This window comes from Blautia hydrogenotrophica DSM 10507, from assembly GCF_034356035.1.
GTDB classification, from domain to species: Bacteria; Bacillota; Clostridia; order Lachnospirales; family Lachnospiraceae; genus Blautia_A; species Blautia_A hydrogenotrophica.
In genome coordinates, this window is sequence record NZ_CP136423.1 from 1880701 (window position 1) to 1898060 (window position 17360).

General features: G+C 46.1%; 14 protein-coding genes. 4 read left to right on the top strand and 10 right to left on the bottom strand.

The window, feature by feature from the left end:
* Positions 1-169: 169 nt before the first annotated feature.
* From BLHYD_RS08815 to BLHYD_RS08840, 6 genes are all read right to left on the bottom strand, one after another.
* Positions 170-838: an LbetaH domain-containing protein gene (locus BLHYD_RS08815; RefSeq protein WP_005945898.1), complete on the bottom strand. Its 669-nt coding sequence runs from the start codon at positions 836-838 to the stop codon at positions 170-172.
* 1 nt (position 839) lies between these two features.
* On the bottom strand, positions 840-2864 hold the full coding sequence (locus BLHYD_RS08820) for a DNA topoisomerase (protein ID WP_260784503.1): 2025 nt from the start codon (positions 2862-2864) through the stop codon (positions 840-842).
* Positions 2864-3613, bottom strand: coding sequence for a formate/nitrite transporter family protein (locus BLHYD_RS08825; protein ID WP_005945904.1), 750 nt, complete (start codon positions 3611-3613; stop codon positions 2864-2866). Before BLHYD_RS08825 ends, BLHYD_RS08820 begins: the two co-directional genes overlap by 1 nt.
* A gap of 378 nt (positions 3614-3991) precedes the next feature.
* Positions 3992-5077: an aspartate-semialdehyde dehydrogenase gene (gene asd / locus BLHYD_RS08830; RefSeq protein ID WP_021844915.1), complete on the bottom strand. Its 1086-nt coding sequence runs from the start codon at positions 5075-5077 to the stop codon at positions 3992-3994.
* 212 nt (positions 5078-5289) lie between these two features.
* A complete protein-coding gene (argH, locus tag BLHYD_RS08835) occupies positions 5290-6660 on the bottom strand; it encodes an argininosuccinate lyase (RefSeq protein ID WP_005945909.1) in 1371 nt (456 codons plus the stop codon).
* A gap of 15 nt (positions 6661-6675) precedes the next feature.
* Positions 6676-7323, bottom strand: a complete 648-nt coding sequence (locus BLHYD_RS08840; RefSeq protein WP_005945911.1) for an epoxyqueuosine reductase QueH — start codon at positions 7321-7323, stop codon at positions 6676-6678.
* A 120-nt stretch (positions 7324-7443) separates the two neighbouring features.
* Here BLHYD_RS08840 and BLHYD_RS08845 point away from each other — a divergent pair, with 120 nt between their 5' ends.
* Both BLHYD_RS08845 and BLHYD_RS08850 read left to right on the top strand, forming a co-directional pair.
* Positions 7444-8247: an ABC transporter ATP-binding protein gene (locus tag BLHYD_RS08845; RefSeq protein ID WP_005945913.1), complete on the top strand. Its 804-nt coding sequence runs from the start codon at positions 7444-7446 to the stop codon at positions 8245-8247.
* Entirely contained in the window at positions 8204-9001 is a 798-nt protein-coding gene (locus BLHYD_RS08850; protein WP_005945915.1) for an ABC transporter permease, read from the top strand. Before BLHYD_RS08845 ends, BLHYD_RS08850 begins: the two co-directional genes overlap by 44 nt.
* Before the next feature lie 35 nt (positions 9002-9036).
* Here the strand turns inward: BLHYD_RS08850 and BLHYD_RS08855 are convergent, their stop codons facing one another.
* From BLHYD_RS08855 to BLHYD_RS08870, 4 genes are all read right to left on the bottom strand, one after another.
* Entirely contained in the window at positions 9037-9237 is a 201-nt protein-coding gene (locus BLHYD_RS08855) for a hypothetical protein (RefSeq protein ID WP_005945917.1), read from the bottom strand.
* Positions 9238-9342: 105 nt separating this feature from the next.
* Positions 9343-11988 carry a cation-translocating P-type ATPase gene (locus BLHYD_RS08860; RefSeq protein ID WP_005945921.1) on the bottom strand — a complete coding sequence of 882 codons (2646 nt, stop codon included), beginning with the start codon at positions 11986-11988 and terminating at the stop codon, positions 9343-9345.
* 304 nt (positions 11989-12292) lie between these two features.
* Positions 12293-13462 carry an iron-containing alcohol dehydrogenase gene (locus BLHYD_RS08865; protein ID WP_005945925.1) on the bottom strand — a complete coding sequence of 390 codons (1170 nt, stop codon included), beginning with the start codon at positions 13460-13462 and terminating at the stop codon, positions 12293-12295.
* A gap of 102 nt (positions 13463-13564) precedes the next feature.
* A complete protein-coding gene (locus BLHYD_RS08870) occupies positions 13565-14419 on the bottom strand; it encodes an AraC family transcriptional regulator (protein ID WP_021844909.1) in 855 nt (284 codons plus the stop codon).
* Positions 14420-14583: 164 nt separating this feature from the next.
* Between BLHYD_RS08870 and BLHYD_RS08875 the strand changes: the two genes are divergently transcribed.
* Both BLHYD_RS08875 and galT read left to right on the top strand, forming a co-directional pair.
* Complete coding sequence (locus tag BLHYD_RS08875; RefSeq protein WP_005945929.1) at positions 14584-15756, top strand: galactokinase; 1173 nt, start codon at positions 14584-14586, stop codon at positions 15754-15756.
* Between the two features lie 14 nt (positions 15757-15770).
* A complete protein-coding gene (gene galT / locus BLHYD_RS08880) occupies positions 15771-17264 on the top strand; it encodes a UDP-glucose--hexose-1-phosphate uridylyltransferase (RefSeq protein ID WP_005945931.1) in 1494 nt (497 codons plus the stop codon).
* The last annotated feature ends 96 nt before the right edge of the window (positions 17265-17360 follow it).

The window sequence follows — 17360 nt, forward strand, 5'->3', positions numbered from 1 at the left end:
AAAGTGGGCAAGCCCACTTCAGCTTCCCCTCAATCTTTGAGGGAGCAAAGCGCCATCTTTCACTCCGCCGCAGTGCGATCCACGTGGAGCGTTTTTTGTTCCATAAAAACGGAATTTCTTATGAAATAAAAAAGCCATCGCTTCAGCAATGGCTTTTTTGCATCTCTTGTCAATCATGTTTCTGAACAATCTCATCCTTATTCTTGTAGATATGATTTGCCGGAACACAGCCTCTGACCGCTGATAACGGATATACATTGGTCCTGGCCCCAATCACTGTTCCTGGATTGAGCACAGACCCGCAGCCCACATCGGCGTAATCTCCCAGCATAGCCCCTACCTTTCTTCTCCCGGTGGAGATATCCTCTCGGTCTGCATGAATCACCACAGCTTTGTTGTCTGCCTTCACATTAGAGCAGATGGAGCCTGCTCCCATATGTGCATGGAAGCCTAGAACGGAATCCCCAACATAATTGTAATGGGGAACCTGTACTTTATTAAAGAGAATCACGTTCTTTAACTCCGTAGAATTTCCCACAACAGCACCTTCTCCTACAATCGCATTTCCACGAATAAAAGCACAATGACGTATCTGTGCTTCCTTACCAATGATCGCCGGCCCGTCAATATGTGCAGAATCTGCTACTTGAGCAGTTTTCGCAATCCAGACGTTCTTCCCTTTTTTCTCATACTCCGCAGGGTCTAACGTCTCTCCCAATTTTAAAATATACTCTCCAATCTCTTCCAGTACTTCCCAAGGATATACTTTTCCCTGGAAAATCTCTTTGGCGATCGTCTCATCTAAGTTAAAGAGTTTCTCAATGGTATAATCTTTCATCTTACTTACTCCCTTTTTTCGTTTTTGGCGGCGGATAGTTCTGGGCCGCCAGATCATAAAATTGACGCAGAGCATACTGAAAATTGTTTCCCATCACCTGCTCTGTCCTGGAACGGATAAAGTTCTCCAGCTTATCCATATACTCCTGGGGAGTGATGCTCCCCTCTGCCACATAGGTAAGCCCCTTCTCCCAGCTAGCCGTCAGCTCTGGGTTTAACAGGGAACGAATCGAACAATTCACCACGTCGTAAATCATCTCTCCTAACAACGTCGGAGTGATTACCTGTGTCTTCTTATTCAAATTCAGATACTCTATGTGAAACAGCTTTTTTAGAATCTCTGCCCTAGTGGCACTAGTTCCAATCCCACTGCCCTTGATCTGAGCACGGAGCTCCTCATCCTCGATCAGTTGGCCTGCATTTTCCATAGCCAAAATCATTGTCCCGGAGTTATAACGCTTCGGGGGTGATGTCTCCCCTTCTTTTACCGCCAATTTCTCTACAGGCAGTATAGCACTCTTCTTTAGTCCCTGCAACGCCTGAAGCAAGATTACATCACAGGTGGCTTCTCCATTAGAACTCTCAGTGTCGGTCGATTTTTTGGCAAAGGAACTCCCAGCAATCTCTAAATATCCCGGGGAAAGCAGTACTTTAAACGAAGAAAAGAAAGATTCGTTCTGTATTTTCGTGGTCAGAGCAATTTTCTGATAGATGGCCGGAGGATAAAAAATCGACAAAAAGCGTCTCACAATGATCTCATAGACACGCTGGGAAGTCACCGGCAGACGTCCCAGAGCTCCCAGTCCTTGGCCTGTAGGAATCAGTGCATAATGATCTGTCACCTGTTTGTCATTCACATAACGGCTCTTGGACAGATTCTTATACTCTCCCTGTTCCAGTATGTGGGCGGCAATATGTGACACCATCCCAAATCCTTTCAAGCCATTCAGATTCTTTCCCACTACCTTTGCCGCCGCTGTAGACAGCACTCGAGCATCCGTACGGGGATAAGTAATCAGTTTCTTTTCATAGAGTTCCTGGGCAATGCGCAGAGTCTCATCAGGGCTGATCTTGAACAACTTAGAACAGACATTTTGCAGCTCCGCCAAATTAAACAAAAGCGGCGGATTTTTCTTCTCTTTTTTCTTTTCAATCTTCTCCACTGACGCTGTCAATGGTTTCTGGGCGTTTAACTGATGAATCAGCTCCTGCGCATCTTTCTTTTCCAGAAACCCATTCTCTTTATACAGCTTCGGATACTGGAAATAACTGCTCTGCGGCGTCACTCTCCATTCTCCGTCAAATTTCTTTCCCGCCAGTTCTAAAGTGCTAATTACCCGGTAAAAAGGAGTCTTCACAAAATTTCGGATTTCCCGTTCTCTGCGCACTACCATCCCCAACACACAGGTCATCACCCTTCCTACAGAGATCACCTGATAGCGAGTCTTCCGGTAATTTGCGACACTGTTCCCATACTTTAAAGTCAGCAGACGCGAAAAATTGATTCCCATCAGATAATCTTCTTTTGCTCGCAGATAGGCTGAATCCGCCAGGTGGTCATAGGCAGACAGATCTTTTGCCTCCCGTATTCCACGCAGAATTTCCTCCTCTGTCTGAGAATCAATCCACACCCGTTTCTTCTCTTTTCCTGTTACTCTGGCCTGCTGATCTACCAGCCGATAGATGTATTCACCTTCCCGTCCAGAGTCTGTACACACATAAATAGTTCCAATGTCTTTCCGATTTAGAAGACGGCTTACGATATCAAATTGTTTTTTTACGGAAGAGATTACCTCATATTTAAATTCACACGGCAAAAAAGGCAGGGTATCAAAACTCCACCTTTTATATTTTTCGTCATAGGCTTCCGGATAACTCATGGTGACTAGGTGTCCCACACACCAAGTCACCACAAATTTCTCCGTCTCTAAATAACCGTCATGACGACCACCATTTACTTTTAGTACTTTCGCAAATTCCTGAGCCACACTGGGCTTCTCTGCGATAAACAATGATTTTTTTGTCATTACTGGTCTGCGCTCATCTTGCGAAGCGGCCATGCCAGAAGGACAGCTCCGCCCACGATATTTCCTAAAGTTACAATCAACATACTCTTCAGCATTGCAGCAATGGACAGCCCTGGAACCAGACAGTAAGCAGTCGTAAAGATCGCCATGTTCGCGATACAGTGCTCAAAACCGCTCAAAACAAATCCTGAGATACAAATTACGATCATCAAGAACTTCCCACTCTCTGATTTCATCTTCAGGCCGCACAATACAGCCAGACATACAAAGAAGTTACAGAGCACTGCTCTGAAGAACATCTGACCTGGAGCGATGGACAATTTTCCATCTATAAAACCTGCAAAGTAGTCTGCTGTGCCAGAAGCACCGCCACCGACAAAGATCAGTGAAAGAATAAAACATCCAACAAAATTTCCTATGTAGCTCACAACCCAAACCTTGCCCAAGTCGCCCCATCCGACTTTCTTATCTAGCAAGCCAAAGGCCATCACGAGGTTGTTTCCAGTGAAAAGCTCACCGCCCACCATTACAATCAGCAAAACTGCAATGGAGAACACCAACGCTCCGATAAATTTACCAGGAGCTGAACCTTCAAACAGATTTCCAGCCACGTTATTGTAGATCATGGCTACCGCAATAAAAAACCCCGCCATAATCGCCCGGATAAAGTACTTTCCAAAGTGGTTCTTCAGAAGAGTAATTTTGGCTACCGCCGCGTTTGATATCTTTTGTACATCTTCGTAAATCATAGAACTCCCTCCCGCTTATACATTATTGATTACTTCCATAGAATACCACTTTGATACAAAAATAACAACCCTTTTTTCAAAAAAATCTGTGCATTTTAGTAATTTTTTTTATTCAATCTTGGATGTTTTTGGTTAATATTATGTTTTCTTGGAAAGCTCGACTTATGATTTGTGTTTTTTTTCGTTTATTTCTGTTTATTTTTGGAAAAACTGAAAATAATAAACGATTTTCCATTCTTCTGTCTGTTTAAGGTTGATATAAATTTAACACATTTTATATACATTCAGCAATTTCTTCATGAAAACACAGTATCGCAGTCTGTTCGGCTGCGATACTGCAAATATCTCAATGGGATTCCAATGATCCATTTCTATCTTTTATTTTTTCTGAATATACCCTTTCGCCTTCAGGGTTTCTGCACACAGCACTGCGCCGCCAGCAGCCCCACGCACGGTATTGTGGGAAAGTCCAATGAATTTATAATCATACACGGTGTCTTCTCTCAGACGGCCAATGGACACACCCATTCCTTTCTCGTAGTCCACATCTTCGGTAACCTGGGGACGATTGTCCTCTTCCAGATACTGAATGAACTGCTTTGGTGCACTCGGGAGATCTAACTCCTGAGGTACTCCCTTGAAATCTTTCAGTGCCTGAACCAACTGCTCTTTGGTCGGTTTCTTTCTAAATTTCACATAAGCCGCAGCCGTATGTCCATTCAAAACCGGCACACGCACACACTGACTGGTAATCACCGGCTCGGTGGCTGGTTTAATCACACCGTCCTCAATCTTGCCCCACAGTCTGAGAGGTTCTTTCTCACTCTTCTCCTCTTCGCCGCCAATGTAAGGAATAATATTATGCTCCATCTCCGGCCAATCCTTGAAAGTCTTGCCCGCACCAGAAATTGCCTGGTATGTACAAACTACCACTTCATATGGCTCAAACTCTTTCCACGCTGTCAGGGCTGGCGCATAGCTTTGAATGGAACAGTTCGGTTTTACCGCAATAAATCCTCTGGTAGTTCCCAGACGCTTTTTCTGGTACTCAATCACCTCAAAGTGTTCCGGATTAATCTCCGGTACTACCATAGGAACATCCGGTGTCCAGCGATGCGCGCTGTTATTTGATACCACAGGAGTCTCCGTCTTTGCGTACTCCTCCTCGATGGCCTTAATCTCATCTTTTGACATATCCACAGCGGAAAATACAAAGTCTACCGTAGCTGCTACCTTCTCAACCTCATTTACATTCATCACTACGATGTTCTTCACAGCTTCCGGCATCGGGGTATCCATTTTCCAACGTTTGCCCACAGCTTCCTCATAAGTCTTTCCGGCACTCCTTGCACTAGCTGCCAGCGTAACTACCTCAAACCATGGATGTCCGTCCAGCAAAGAGATAAATCTTTGCCCTACCATTCCTGTTGCTCCTAAGATACCTACTTTCAATTTTTCGCTCATATTACCTACTCCTACTCTTCTATTTATGCGTCTTTGCATTACGCACATCTGTCTTTCTGTTACATAATACTATACCAACTCCAGCGAAAATGCAACACTTTTTTTCGTTTTTTTTAACAGTTAGTAACAGTTCCGTCAGCGCCATTCGTAAAACCGCACTGCGTGCTTATCGTGGTGACGCCGCTGCTCACGCGAGACTGTCCCGCAAGGTGCTACAGACTTTCTTCTTCCTTCGCAATTACCTGTTCCATGATTTCCGGTCCCGGCGCTCCTAGAGTCATCCGCTTTTCAACGCAAGTCCTCATACTGATCGCCTCGTAGATATCTTTCTCGAAAACAGGACTGATCTTTTGATATTCCTCAAGAGGCAACTCATCCAAAGAAATTCCCTTTTCAATACAGGTGAGCACCAGTCTCCCCACAATCCCATGAGCGTCCCGGAATGCAACTCCATGATTCACCAGATAGTCAGCCGCATCTGTCGCATTGGTAAAACCATTTTTCGCGCTTCGATTCATGTTTTCTTTTCGAAATTCCATCGTGGAAATCATACCGTTAAAAAGAGCCAGGCAGCCTTTGACCGTATCAATGGCATCAAAAGTGAGCTCCTTGTCTTCCTGCATATCCTTATTATAGGCCAGGGGTATTCCCTTCATCGTGGTGAGTATACTCATCAGAGCACCATACACGCGGCCCGTCTTTCCCCGCACCAGCTCTGCAATATCTGGATTTTTTTTCTGAGGCATGATGCTACTGCCAGTACTATAGGCATCGTCAATCTCCACGAACTGATATTCATTGGAGTTCCACAGAATGATCTCCTCGCTGAACCTGCTCAAATGCATCATGATCGTGGACATCGCACTGAGAAGTTCAATTACATAATCCCGGTCAGAGACTGAGTCCATACTGTTTAAAGTAGGGCCGTCGAAATCCAAGAGCTCTGCTGTATATTCCCGGTCGAGAGGATAAGTGGTTCCTGCCAGGGCGCCTGCCCCCAACGGACAAGTATTCATCCGTTTGCGGATATCTGTCAAGCGGCCTCTGTCCCTCTTAAACATTTCAAAATAAGCTCCCACGTGATGGGCCAAGGTGACAGGCTGCGCTTTCTGAAGATGGGTAAAGCCCGGCATATAAGTATGTACGTGTTCTTTCATGATTTTCAGGAGCGACTCCATCAGTTTTTTCAGCAGTCCATCCATCTCATCAATCTCATCTCTCACATACAGCTTCATATCTAAAGCTACCTGGTCATTACGGCTCCTCCCTGTGTGAAGCTTCTTCCCCGCGTCCCCAATGCGGTCGATCAAGGTAGCCTCCACAAAGCTGTGAATATCCTCATACTTATCACTGATCTTTCGTTTTCCGCTCCGGACATCCTCCAAAATCTCTTTCAGTCCTTCTAAAATCTGATCTCGCTCGCCGTCTGTGAGAATCTGCTGTTTCGCCAACATTTTCACATGGGCGATGCTTCCCCGGATGTCCTGCTCATAGAATTTTTGATCAAAACTGATAGACGCGTTAAAATTGTACACCAGCTGGTCCGTTTCCTTTGTGAAACGGCCTCCCCAAAGTTGTGCCATAACATTTCTCTCCTTTTACTCCTGTATTTTTTTGGCCTGCTCTCTTTTTACTGCTTCTCTTTTTGAGAAAATGCAGCCGCAATAGTTCTGCCTGTAAAGTCCGTATTCATGGGAAAGCTCCACAGATCTTCGATATCCGTTTTTCTTCTTGAAATCAGAGGGCAGATGGCTGACTTTATAAACCCTGGCCAATTCCTCACCGATCTCATTGAGCTTCTGTGCATTTTTCAGAGGGCTGATACTGAGTGTCGTTGTAAAATAATCATACCCACCCTCGGCTGCTAATCTCGCTGCCTCCTCCATCCTGAGTCGGTAGCAGGCAAAACATCTTTGGCCTCCCTCCGGCAGCATCTCCATCCCTTTTGCCATAGAAAAAAAACGTTCCGGTTCATAGACGCCTTCTAAGAATTTAACCGGATAAAGATAGGACTGTTCCCTAATCAGACGCTGAATCTCTCCGACACGCTTTTCGTATTCTTCCCTAGGGGAAATGTTCGGATTATAAAAAAACACCGTGACAAAAAAGTAACTGGACAGATATTCCAGTACATAACTGCTACACGGCGCACAGCAGCTGTGCAGAAAAAGGGTAGGAACCTTTTTCTGGCTTCGGTTCATCTCAATCAACTGATCTAATTTTTTTTGATAATTGACCTGATTCATCTTAAGCCTCTTTCTCTTTATACTGACAATCCTGCTTTCTTCAGCGGAAGTCCCGCTTTAGTATAGCACAAGAATTCAAAAAAGTCATATATTACTATATACAAAAATGGAGGTAAATCTATGGATACACTGTTAGATGTACAAAACGTCTGCCTTTCTTATCACACGTTAGAGGGTGAGACTCGTGCCCTTTCGAATATATCTTTTCAGGTAAAACAAGGCGAATTTCTTGCAATCGTAGGCCCCAGCGGCTGCGGCAAGTCTACACTTTTAGACCTGATCTGCCATCTTTTGACTCCGGAGAGCGGTACGATCACTCTCAAAAGTGCTACTGGTGGCAAAGACGAAGCCAAGATTGGCTATATGCTCCAAAAAGACCATCTACTGGAATGGAGATCTGTCTATCAAAATGTAATTTTGGGATTGGAAATTCGACATCAGCTCACCCCGGACAAATGTTCCTATGTAGACCATCTGCTGAAGCTTTATGGATTGGACAAATTCAAAAAAGCCCGCCCTTCTCAGCTATCCGGCGGTATGCGCCAGAGGGCAGCCTTAATCCGTACTTTGGCTCTGCAGCCTGACCTGCTTCTCCTGGATGAACCCTTCTCCGCTTTGGATTATCAAACCAGGCTAAATGTCAGCGATGACATCGGAAAAATCATACGTAGGGAGTCCAAAACCGCAATCCTCGTAACCCATGACATCTCAGAGGCTCTTAGCATGGCTGACCGCGTCTTGATCTTATCTGCCAGGCCTGCTACTGTCAAAGACATCATCGAAGTTCACTTCGATATTCCTGACCGGACTCCTCTAGCCTCCCGAAATGCCCCGGAATTTAAAACTTATTTTAATCTCATCTGGAAGGAGTTGAATGACCATGATTCCACCATCCAAGGCTCAGCTGCAGTATCTGCGGACTAAAAAGCACGAAAAAATCCTGATCTGGTTTTTCCGTGTCGCTATCTTTCTCGCCTTTCTCATATTGTGGGAAACCGCAGCCGACAGAGGCTGGATTGACTCGTTTATCTTCTGTTCTCCTAGCATCATCGCCGGTACTTTTTACGATATGTGCCTAAACCAGAGCCTTTTTACTCACATAGGAATCACTCTCTGGGAGACCATCGCCAGTTTCTTTTTCGTGGTTCTTTTTGGACTTGGCATTGCTGTCTTACTCTGGATATTTCCAAAACTCTCCAAAATTCTGGAGCCTTATCTGGTAGTGCTCAACAGTCTTCCGAAATCTGCCCTGGCTCCTCTGTTAATTGTATGGCTGGGCGCAAACCAAAAGACCATCATTGTGGCAGGTATCTCTGTCGCAATCTTTGGCTCTATCATCAACCTCTACACAGGCTTTCATGAAATCGACAAAGACAAAATAAAATTAATCGCTACCTTAGGAGGAACGAAGCTGGACACTCTGCTAAAGGTCGTACTTCCCTCCTCGATTCCTCTGATTCTCAGCGTGATGAAAGTCAACATAGGACTGTGTCTCGTGGGCGTCATCATCGGAGAATTCATCGGTGCCAGACAGGGATTGGGATATCTGATTATCTATGGAAGTCAGGTGTTTAAACTCTCATGGGTTCTGATGTCCATCGTAATTCTCTGTATCATCGCCATGGCTCTGTACAGCCTGATTAATCTTGCAGAAAGGCGCTATCTTAACAAAAAGTAAAAGGGAAGGCTGCGGAAAATCCGCAGCCCCCTGTCTTATTCTTCTTTCTCTTTTTTCAGTCCGGGTACTACCTGTTCCTGGGCCTTCAACACATAGCCACATTTTCCACAGATGGAATCCTCCACAACTCTTCCTTTGTATGTGTACACATCCATCTCCTCGCCGCATTTCGGACATTTACGTTCTTCCAAATCCCATGTCTTGGAGTTACCTTCACAACCTTCAAAAACTGCCATCTTCTGAATCCTCCTTTTCCTGATCTCTCCAAAATGAGAGGTGCATTTCTATTGTCAAAAACATTATACCACTTTTGTATAAATTCAGACAATAGAAATCTGTAATCATTTTCCGCGCCGGAGAACCTTCATCACTTCCATTTGCACAATGGAAAGCACGGACAAAGCCACGACGATCATCCACTGGAGTACAGACAGTGTCGTCAATTGAAAGGCCGTCTGTAACGCCGGCACAAGTAAAATGCACAACATCAAAGCCGCAGACGCCAAAAAAGAAACCACCAGCCATGGATTCAAATTCTCGGCTCTCACCCAGATCGGCTCCGTGTTCGACCTCTGGTTAAATGCCCGAAGCATCTGTGAGAAGGCCAGCACACAAAACGCCATCGTCTGCCCGGCTGCATGCCCTGTCATGCTTGCTCCTATCCAGTAGGCACAGATTGTCATAGCTGAGACAAACACTCCCTGGATAACTACCCGGTATACCAGATCTTTCTCAAACAGAGTTCCCGATTTCACTGGGCGATGCCTCATAATATTTTTGCTGGGAGGATCTATTCCCAATGCCAATGCGGGAAAGGAAGCCGTCGCCAGATTCACCCATAAAATGTGGACCGCCAAAAGCGGAGCTTCCCAATTCAATATAGTTGCCACAAACAACGTGAGAATTTCCGCAATATTTCCAGCCAGCAAAAACTGTATCACCTTCTGAATATTGCGGTATACACGACGCCCTTCTTTGATCGCATACACAATCGTTGTAAAACTGTCGTCCAGAAGAACCATATCCGAGGCATCTTTTGCCACATCGGTGCCAGTGACACCCATGGCTACACCAATGTCAGCAGCTTTCAGTGCCGGAGAATCATTGACCCCATCTCCCGTCATTGCTGTCACCTCTCCAATGCGCTTTAAGGATTGAATAATCCTCAGTTTATCCGCTGGAGATACCCTGGCAAAGACCGTGGCAGTTCCCACCACAGCATCCAAAGCCTCGTCGTCCATCGCATCCAGCTCGTCACCCGTAAGAATCGTGTTGCCCTCCTGATAAATTCCCAGTTCTCTCGCGATAGCCAAAGCTGTGACCTTATGGTCCCCAGTGATCATCACCGTACGTATCCCCGCGTTCCGACAGATCTGAACGGAATCGGCAACCTCTTTCCTCGGTGGGTCTATCATTCCCACCACTCCGATAAACGTCATCTGAAATTCTATATTCTCGTCTTCCTCTGGAATCTTCGGAAGAATACGCATGGAAAAGCCCAGTACTCGCAGCGCCTCCTGAGACATCTCAGAACAAAGAGATAAGACATTCTCCCTATCACCGTCTGTGATCGGGCGTATCCCCTGAGCAGTCATAATCTGAGTACACAAAGGCAGCATCTCGTCTACCGCCCCCTTCGTATAAGCAACCACTTTTCCCGCGATGGAATGCACTGTCGTCATCCGTTTTCGCTCCGAGTCAAAAGGCTGTTCATACAGTCTGGGATACTCATCTTCCAACCGCTCATGGTCAATCCCAAACGCCTGAGCCATGTAAATGAGAGCTCCCTCCGTGGGGTCTCCGATAATCTCTCCCTTTCTGTCTGGGTCGAAACTAGCGTCATTGCACAGGGCAGCCGCATAGACCAACTCCTTATACACACCAGGATGCTGATCCGACGCATTCTCAACCTGCGTGGGCGTTCCTGTCTCAAAATCTCCGTTAACTGCGATCTTTGTCGCTGTCATTTTATTTAAAGTGAGGGTTCCCGTCTTATCGCTGCAAATCACTGTCGCATTTCCCAAGGTTTCCACAGCAGGCAATTTCCGAATCAGAGCATTTTTCTTTGCCATCCGCTGTACTCCCAGGGCCATGACAATCGTAGCTGTGGCAGGAAGACCTTCCGGAATGATGGAGATTGCCAAAGAGATCGCCACCAAAAACTGCGGCACCAAAGGTCTCTGATACAACATTCCAATGACGAAAATCAGCACACACACTGCCAATCCCACAAAAGTCAATGTCTGTCCCAGAACACTCAGCTTTCGTTTCAGCGGAGTGTCCAGTTCATCTTGACTGTCCAGCATCTGTGCGATACTCCCCATCTCTGTGTCCATACCTGTAGCAACCACAACACCCGTCGCACGGCCATAGGTAATAATCGAGGAAGTATACAGCATATTTCCCCGGTCACCCAGCGCACACTCCACAGGAAGCACCTGGTCTGCTTCTTTTTCCGAAGGAACCGATTCCCCTGTAAGCGATGCCTCCTGGACTTTCAAGTTTGCCGAATCAATCAGGCGGACGTCTGCCGGCACCATGTCACCGTCACTTAAAAACACCACATCTCCCACTACCAGTTCTTTCGCTGGTATCAGACTTTCCTCTCTCTGGCGCAAAGCCCGGGCAGTGGGCGCACTCATATTTCGCAGTGCTTCTAGAGAAGACTGTGCTTTTTTCTCCTGCACGATTCCAATCACCGCGTTTACCACCACAATCGTCGCGATCACTACTGCTTCTGTCCATTCCCTGAGAATTCCCGAGAACACAGCTGCTCCAACCAAAATCAAGACCATTGGGTCTGATATCTGAGTCCAAAGCATCTGCAAGATTGTTTTCGGCGGTTTCGCCCTCAACTCATTGTAACCATTTTTCTGTAATCTTTTTTCTGCCTCGGCATCACTGAGCCCCTCCTCTGAAGTGCCTAACCTTTGATATACTTCTCCTAGCTCTCTCGAATGCCAAGGCATTTGTCTGTGATTATCCATATCGGATATACCACTCCTTTCTTTCTCTTATATTTTATTTATATTCTGACCGCTTTTGGTAAAAATCAGACATGAAATCTTTCGTAGCCTTGTCTCCTAGCAGCACAAAAAGACATAGCCTGTGTCCCGAGAATGGGTCCACAGGTTATGTCTTCTGCCATTTGAGACCATATGTAATTTTCCTGGTCAGCGTCGCTATCGGCGTCGTCCATAATGCTTGCTAATTTCCTTTCCTGATTCCAAAAACACTCCGAATATTTGATTTACATTATACGAATTACAAGCAACCATGTCAAGCCTTATTCTAGAGACACATCTCAAAAATTTTTTCGATGTCCTCCTGTTTCAAAGGCCCTAAACCGCTTTGCAGCACATCTCCTTCACAGGCTTTCTGAGCCATATGGGCAAAATCCTTTTTCTGAATTCCCACTTCCGTAAATGTGCTTTTAAGCCCCAACGTCTTAAAGAAAAACTCCGATAACAGCTCAATGCTTTTTCTAGCCACAGTCATCGGTTCTAAAGAAGCATCAATCCCAAAAACTCTAGTTCCAAACTGATAATACTTAGAGACTGTCCTTTCATTCAGACAGTATTCCATCCAGCGTGGAGTCAAAATTGCAAGCCCTAGCCCATGGGTGATGTCATAGATCGCAGACAACTCATGTTCAATAGGATGGCAGCTCCAAAGGTGACTTCTCCCACCACTGATGAAACCATTGATCGCCCAGGAGGACGCCCACATCAGGTTTGCGCGCGCCTCATAATTTTCTGGATCACGCAACGCGACCGGCGCGAACTTCACCACGGTCTGCATTAACCCTTCCATAAAACAGTCCAACATATACAGGCCATCTTCCATATTAAAATAAGTCTCGATGACATGAGACATGATATCCGCCGCACCGCAGGCCGTCTGATAGGCGCTCACCGTGTAGGTATTTGTCGGGTCCAAAAAAGAAGCCTTTGGAAACAACTTCGGCGACATCCCCACAATCTTGTCATGAGTCTCAGGATTGCTGATGACACCACAGGCGTCCATCTCTGACCCGGTGGCCGCCAGCGTCAGTATCGTGACGATCGGCAGCGCCTCTTTGACAGGAGCTTTTTTCTCTAAAAAATCCCAGGGATCACAGTCTGCACAGGCAGCAGCAGCCATATATTTCGCCGCGTCGATCGTAGAACCGCCTCCCACAGCCAAAAGCACGTCAATGTGCTCTTCCTTGCATAGCTGCGCGCCTTTTCTGACCGAATCAATACGTGGATTAGGCTCAATTCCAGAATATTCATACAGCTTCAAATCGGCTTTCTCGATCTCAGAAACAACCTTGTCATACAGACCCGTCCTCTTGATAGAACCTCCTCCATATATGAGCAGTACTTTTTTTCCATGTCTGCTCAGTTCCTGACCCAGATGGCCAAACTGTTCCCGGCCAAAATAGACTTTCACCGGAATCTCATAGATAAAATCTCTCATTGTAACAAACCCTCCATAGTTTTCAGATAATATATAATCTATTATATTTTATATAAAATCTTAAACTTTTACAATACCAAACTTTTGATCTCCTGACATCTCTCATCCATCTTCCCGCTCAAAATCTTCCGGTAGTCTGCGATAGACAGACGGACTTTGTTTTCTGTACTTTTTAAACGCTTTGGAGAAGTACAGATTATTCTCAAACCCCACCGAATAGGCAATCGCAGAAACGGACAGCTGCGTTTCCTTCAACAGACGACACGCCTGCTTCATTCGGTATTCCGACAAATACTCCTTCGGCGATTTTCCTGTGTGCATTTGAAAAGAGCGAAATAGATGACTGCGACTAATTCCCACATAGGCCGCCACATCTTCTATCGTAATCGGATAGGAGTAATTCGTCTCTATGTACTTCTGTGCCTGTTCCACATACAACATTTGTATCTCTTTTCCCTGATCTTCTCTGTCATAATAGTGCATAAACACAGACAGAAGGCTGTACAGAGCACCCGTCATAGCCACCGACGCCTCATAGGTATTTCCTTTCAACTGATAGATTCTCTCCAACCCGCTACGCAGCTGCTCGTCTGGTATACAGCCTTTTTTAATGTAGGGCTTTTCTCTGGAAAATCCGGTATTCCGAATCACTGAACCGGCATCTGACCCCATAAAGCCTACCCAGGCATACTCCCATGGCTCTGCTTGATCTGCATAGTAATGTACCTCTTCTCCAGGATAGAGGATGAACATATCTCCCACTCCCAAATACCAGGATTCCTGTCTTGCAGAATAATAACCGCTTCCTGACAAAATATAATGGATACAGTAGTGATCCCGTATTCCCGGTCCCCACTGGTATCCCGGTTCGCATTTCTGATACCCCACATTGTAAACGGAAAGTGCGTTTAAACGGTTTTCTTCAATTTTATACGAATACTTGTATGTTTCTGTCATTTTTCCACCTGCCTTCTCGCTTCCATTATATCTCTTAACCAACCCTCAAACAACATTTTTACATAATATTGTACAGATTTTCAATGTACTCCCGTCTTTTTTACCTTTATAATAAAAATAGAAAATCTGGAACTTACACTCATATATTAGGAGGCGTACGAACTATGAAACAAAGGCTGTACGAAAAATTTGCCGGACTTTTCTCTGATGCCACAGATGCTCATTTTTATTTCTCACCCGGCCGTGTCAACCTGATCGGAGAACACACAGACTACAACGGCGGTCATGTCTTTCCCTGTACACTGACCTTAGGCACCTATGGAGTCGCCCGCAGACGCAATGACCGGCTGATGCATTTTTATTCCTGTAACTTATACAACATAGGGATCGTAGAAGCTTCCTTAGATGATCTTACCAACAAAGACAGCTACCATTGGGCCAATTACCCCCTCGGAGTTGTCTGGGCTTTCGCCCAGAAAGGTTACAAGCTGAAACAAGGGTTTGACCTGGTGGTCTGGGGCAACATTCCCAAAGGGGCCGGTCTGTCTTCCTCCGCCTCTCTAGAAGTGCTAACCGGAGTCGTACTCGTAGATTTATTCGATATCCAGACACTTTCCCCCGTAGACCTGGCCTTGTTAGGGCAGTACTCTGAGAACAATTTTAACGACTGTAGCTGTGGCATCATGGACCAATTCGCGGTCGCCATGGGAAAGAAAGATCACGCGATTTTCCTTGACACCAGCTCCTTGAACTATGAGTACGCACCTATTCAGCTCAAAGACGCCAAAATCATCATCACGAACAGCAAAGTAAAGCACAGTCTGGTGAGTTCTGCCTACAACGACCGCTACCGGGAATGTGCGGAAGCCCTAGCAGACTTGAAGACGAAGCTTCCAATCTCCTCTCTAGGAGACCTCACACCGGAGGAATTCGAGAAAAACAAAGACTGTATCCGGGACGACCTGCACCGCAAACGGGCCAAACATGCTGTCTATGAGAATCAGCGCACCATCACCGCCGCTGCCGTCCTGAAAAAAGGCGACATCACACAATTTGGACAGCTAATGAACCAGTCTCACGTCTCCCTGCGGGACGACTATGAGGTGTCCTGCGAAGAGATTGATATTTTGACAGACCTGGCATGGAAGACACCTGGTGTCATCGGCTCCCGCATCACTGGCGGCGGATTCGGCGGCTGTACCGTCAGCCTGGTTAAAAACGAGGCGGTCAGCGCTTTCATTGAAACTATCAAAGACGCATACAGGGAAAAAACCGGATACGAGGCGGAATTTTACACCGTAGACATCGGAGACGGAGCTTCCCGCCTAGATGACTGAGAGGAGGTTACAAAATGTTATTTGAAGGAATCAAAAAATTAGTTCAATACGGAATTGACACGGGACTGATCCCCCGTTCAGAAAAGATTTATACCACTAACCAGTTGCTTTCTCTATTTCAGGAGGAGAACTATGAAGACGTCCCTTGCGACCTGGTACACCTCGAACTGGAAGAAATTCTCACGTGTCTTCTGGATGAAGCCGTCTCCCGGGGAATCATAGAAGACACCAGTACTTACCGAGATTTGTTTGACGCTAAACTTATGAACTGTCTGTTGCCCCGTCCCGCCCAGATTCAGCAGGAATTTCAAACAAGATACCAACAGTCCCCTTTGGCAGCCACGGAATATTACTATAAGCTCAGCCAGGACAGCGACTACATCCGCCGTTACCGAATCAAAAAAGATCAGAAATGGAAAGTGAACACTGAGTATGGCTCTCTAGACATCACCATTAACCTGTCTAAGCCGGAAAAAGACCCAAAGGCAATCGCAGCAGCCGGCAAGGCAAAGTCCTCCACCTACCCCAAATGTCTGCTCTGTATGGAAAACGAGGGATACGCTGGAAGAGTTAACCATCCTGCCCGGGACAATCACCGAATCATACCGCTGACGCTGGACGGCAGAGAATGGGGCTTTCAGTACTCCCCCTATGTCTATTACAACGAACACTGCATCGTCTTCAATGGCGAGCATGTCCCCATGAAAATTGACAGGCACACCTTCACCAGATTGTTTGATTTTATCAAACTGTTCCCTCACTATTTTCTTGGTTCCAACGCAGACCTTCCCATCGTAGGTGGTTCCATCCTCAGCCACGACCATTTCCAGGGCGGCCATTACACCTTTGCCATGGCAAAAGCTCCCATCGTCAGACCGTTCACTGTGGTCGGATACGAAGAAATTGAGGCCGGCATTGTAAAATGGCCGCTCTCCGTAATCCGCCTACGGGGAATTGACACAGACCGGCTCACCTCCCTGGCCGACCATATCCTGAAAAACTGGCGTGGTTACACCGATGAGACTGCCTTTATCTTTGCCGAGACAGATGGGGTTCCCCACAATACCATTACACCAATTGCCCGCAAAAATGGAGAGCTGTATGAGCTGGACCTGGTGCTGCGCAACAATATCACCACCGATGAACATCCTCTGGGGGTCTTTCATCCCCACGAAGCTCTTCACCACATCAAGAAGGAAAATATCGGTCTGATCGAGGTGATGGGACTGGCCGTTCTTCCTAGCCGTCTGAAGCATGAAATGGACCTGCTGGCAAAATATATCCTCGAAGGTAAAGATCTCCGAAGCAATCCTGATCTTCTCAAACATGCCGACTGGGTGGAAGAATTTCTCCCTTCCTACCCTACTGTCACAGAGGAAAATGTTCAGCAGATCTTACAACAGGAAATCGGCAAAGTATTTTGCCGTGTCTTAGAAGACGCCGGCGTATACAAATATACTCCTGAGGGCACCGAAGCTTTTCTGCGCTTTATCCGTACCCTCTCTTAATACTGGAATATTTTCATAACAAAAGGCGGTACACGATTCAGAACGTGTACCGCCTCTCTTAGATCCACTGAGATTATTCCATTAAAATCTTATGAA

Coding starts and splice junctions, on each gene's coding strand:
- BLHYD_RS08815 (WP_005945898.1), bottom strand. CDS start 838: ATGAAAGATTATACCATTGAGAAACTCTTTAACTTAGATGAGACGATC.
- BLHYD_RS08820 (WP_260784503.1), bottom strand. CDS start 2,864: ATGACAAAAAAATCATTGTTTATCGCAGAGAAGCCCAGTGTGGCTCAG.
- BLHYD_RS08825 (WP_005945904.1), bottom strand. CDS start 3,613: ATGATTTACGAAGATGTACAAAAGATATCAAACGCGGCGGTAGCCAAA.
- asd (WP_021844915.1), bottom strand. CDS start 5,077: ATGAGCGAAAAATTGAAAGTAGGTATCTTAGGAGCAACAGGAATGGTA.
- argH (WP_005945909.1), bottom strand. CDS start 6,660: ATGGCACAACTTTGGGGAGGCCGTTTCACAAAGGAAACGGACCAGCTG.
- BLHYD_RS08840 (WP_005945911.1), bottom strand. CDS start 7,323: ATGAATCAGGTCAATTATCAAAAAAAATTAGATCAGTTGATTGAGATG.
- BLHYD_RS08845 (WP_005945913.1), top strand. CDS start 7,444: ATGGATACACTGTTAGATGTACAAAACGTCTGCCTTTCTTATCACACG.
- BLHYD_RS08850 (WP_005945915.1), top strand. CDS start 8,204: ATGATTCCACCATCCAAGGCTCAGCTGCAGTATCTGCGGACTAAAAAG.
- BLHYD_RS08855 (WP_005945917.1), bottom strand. CDS start 9,237: ATGGCAGTTTTTGAAGGTTGTGAAGGTAACTCCAAGACATGGGATTTG.
- BLHYD_RS08860 (WP_005945921.1), bottom strand. CDS start 11,988: ATGGATAATCACAGACAAATGCCTTGGCATTCGAGAGAGCTAGGAGAA.
- BLHYD_RS08865 (WP_005945925.1), bottom strand. CDS start 13,462: ATGAGAGATTTTATCTATGAGATTCCGGTGAAAGTCTATTTTGGCCGG.
- BLHYD_RS08870 (WP_021844909.1), bottom strand. CDS start 14,419: ATGACAGAAACATACAAGTATTCGTATAAAATTGAAGAAAACCGTTTA.
- BLHYD_RS08875 (WP_005945929.1), top strand. CDS start 14,584: ATGAAACAAAGGCTGTACGAAAAATTTGCCGGACTTTTCTCTGATGCC.
- galT (WP_005945931.1), top strand. CDS start 15,771: ATGTTATTTGAAGGAATCAAAAAATTAGTTCAATACGGAATTGACACG.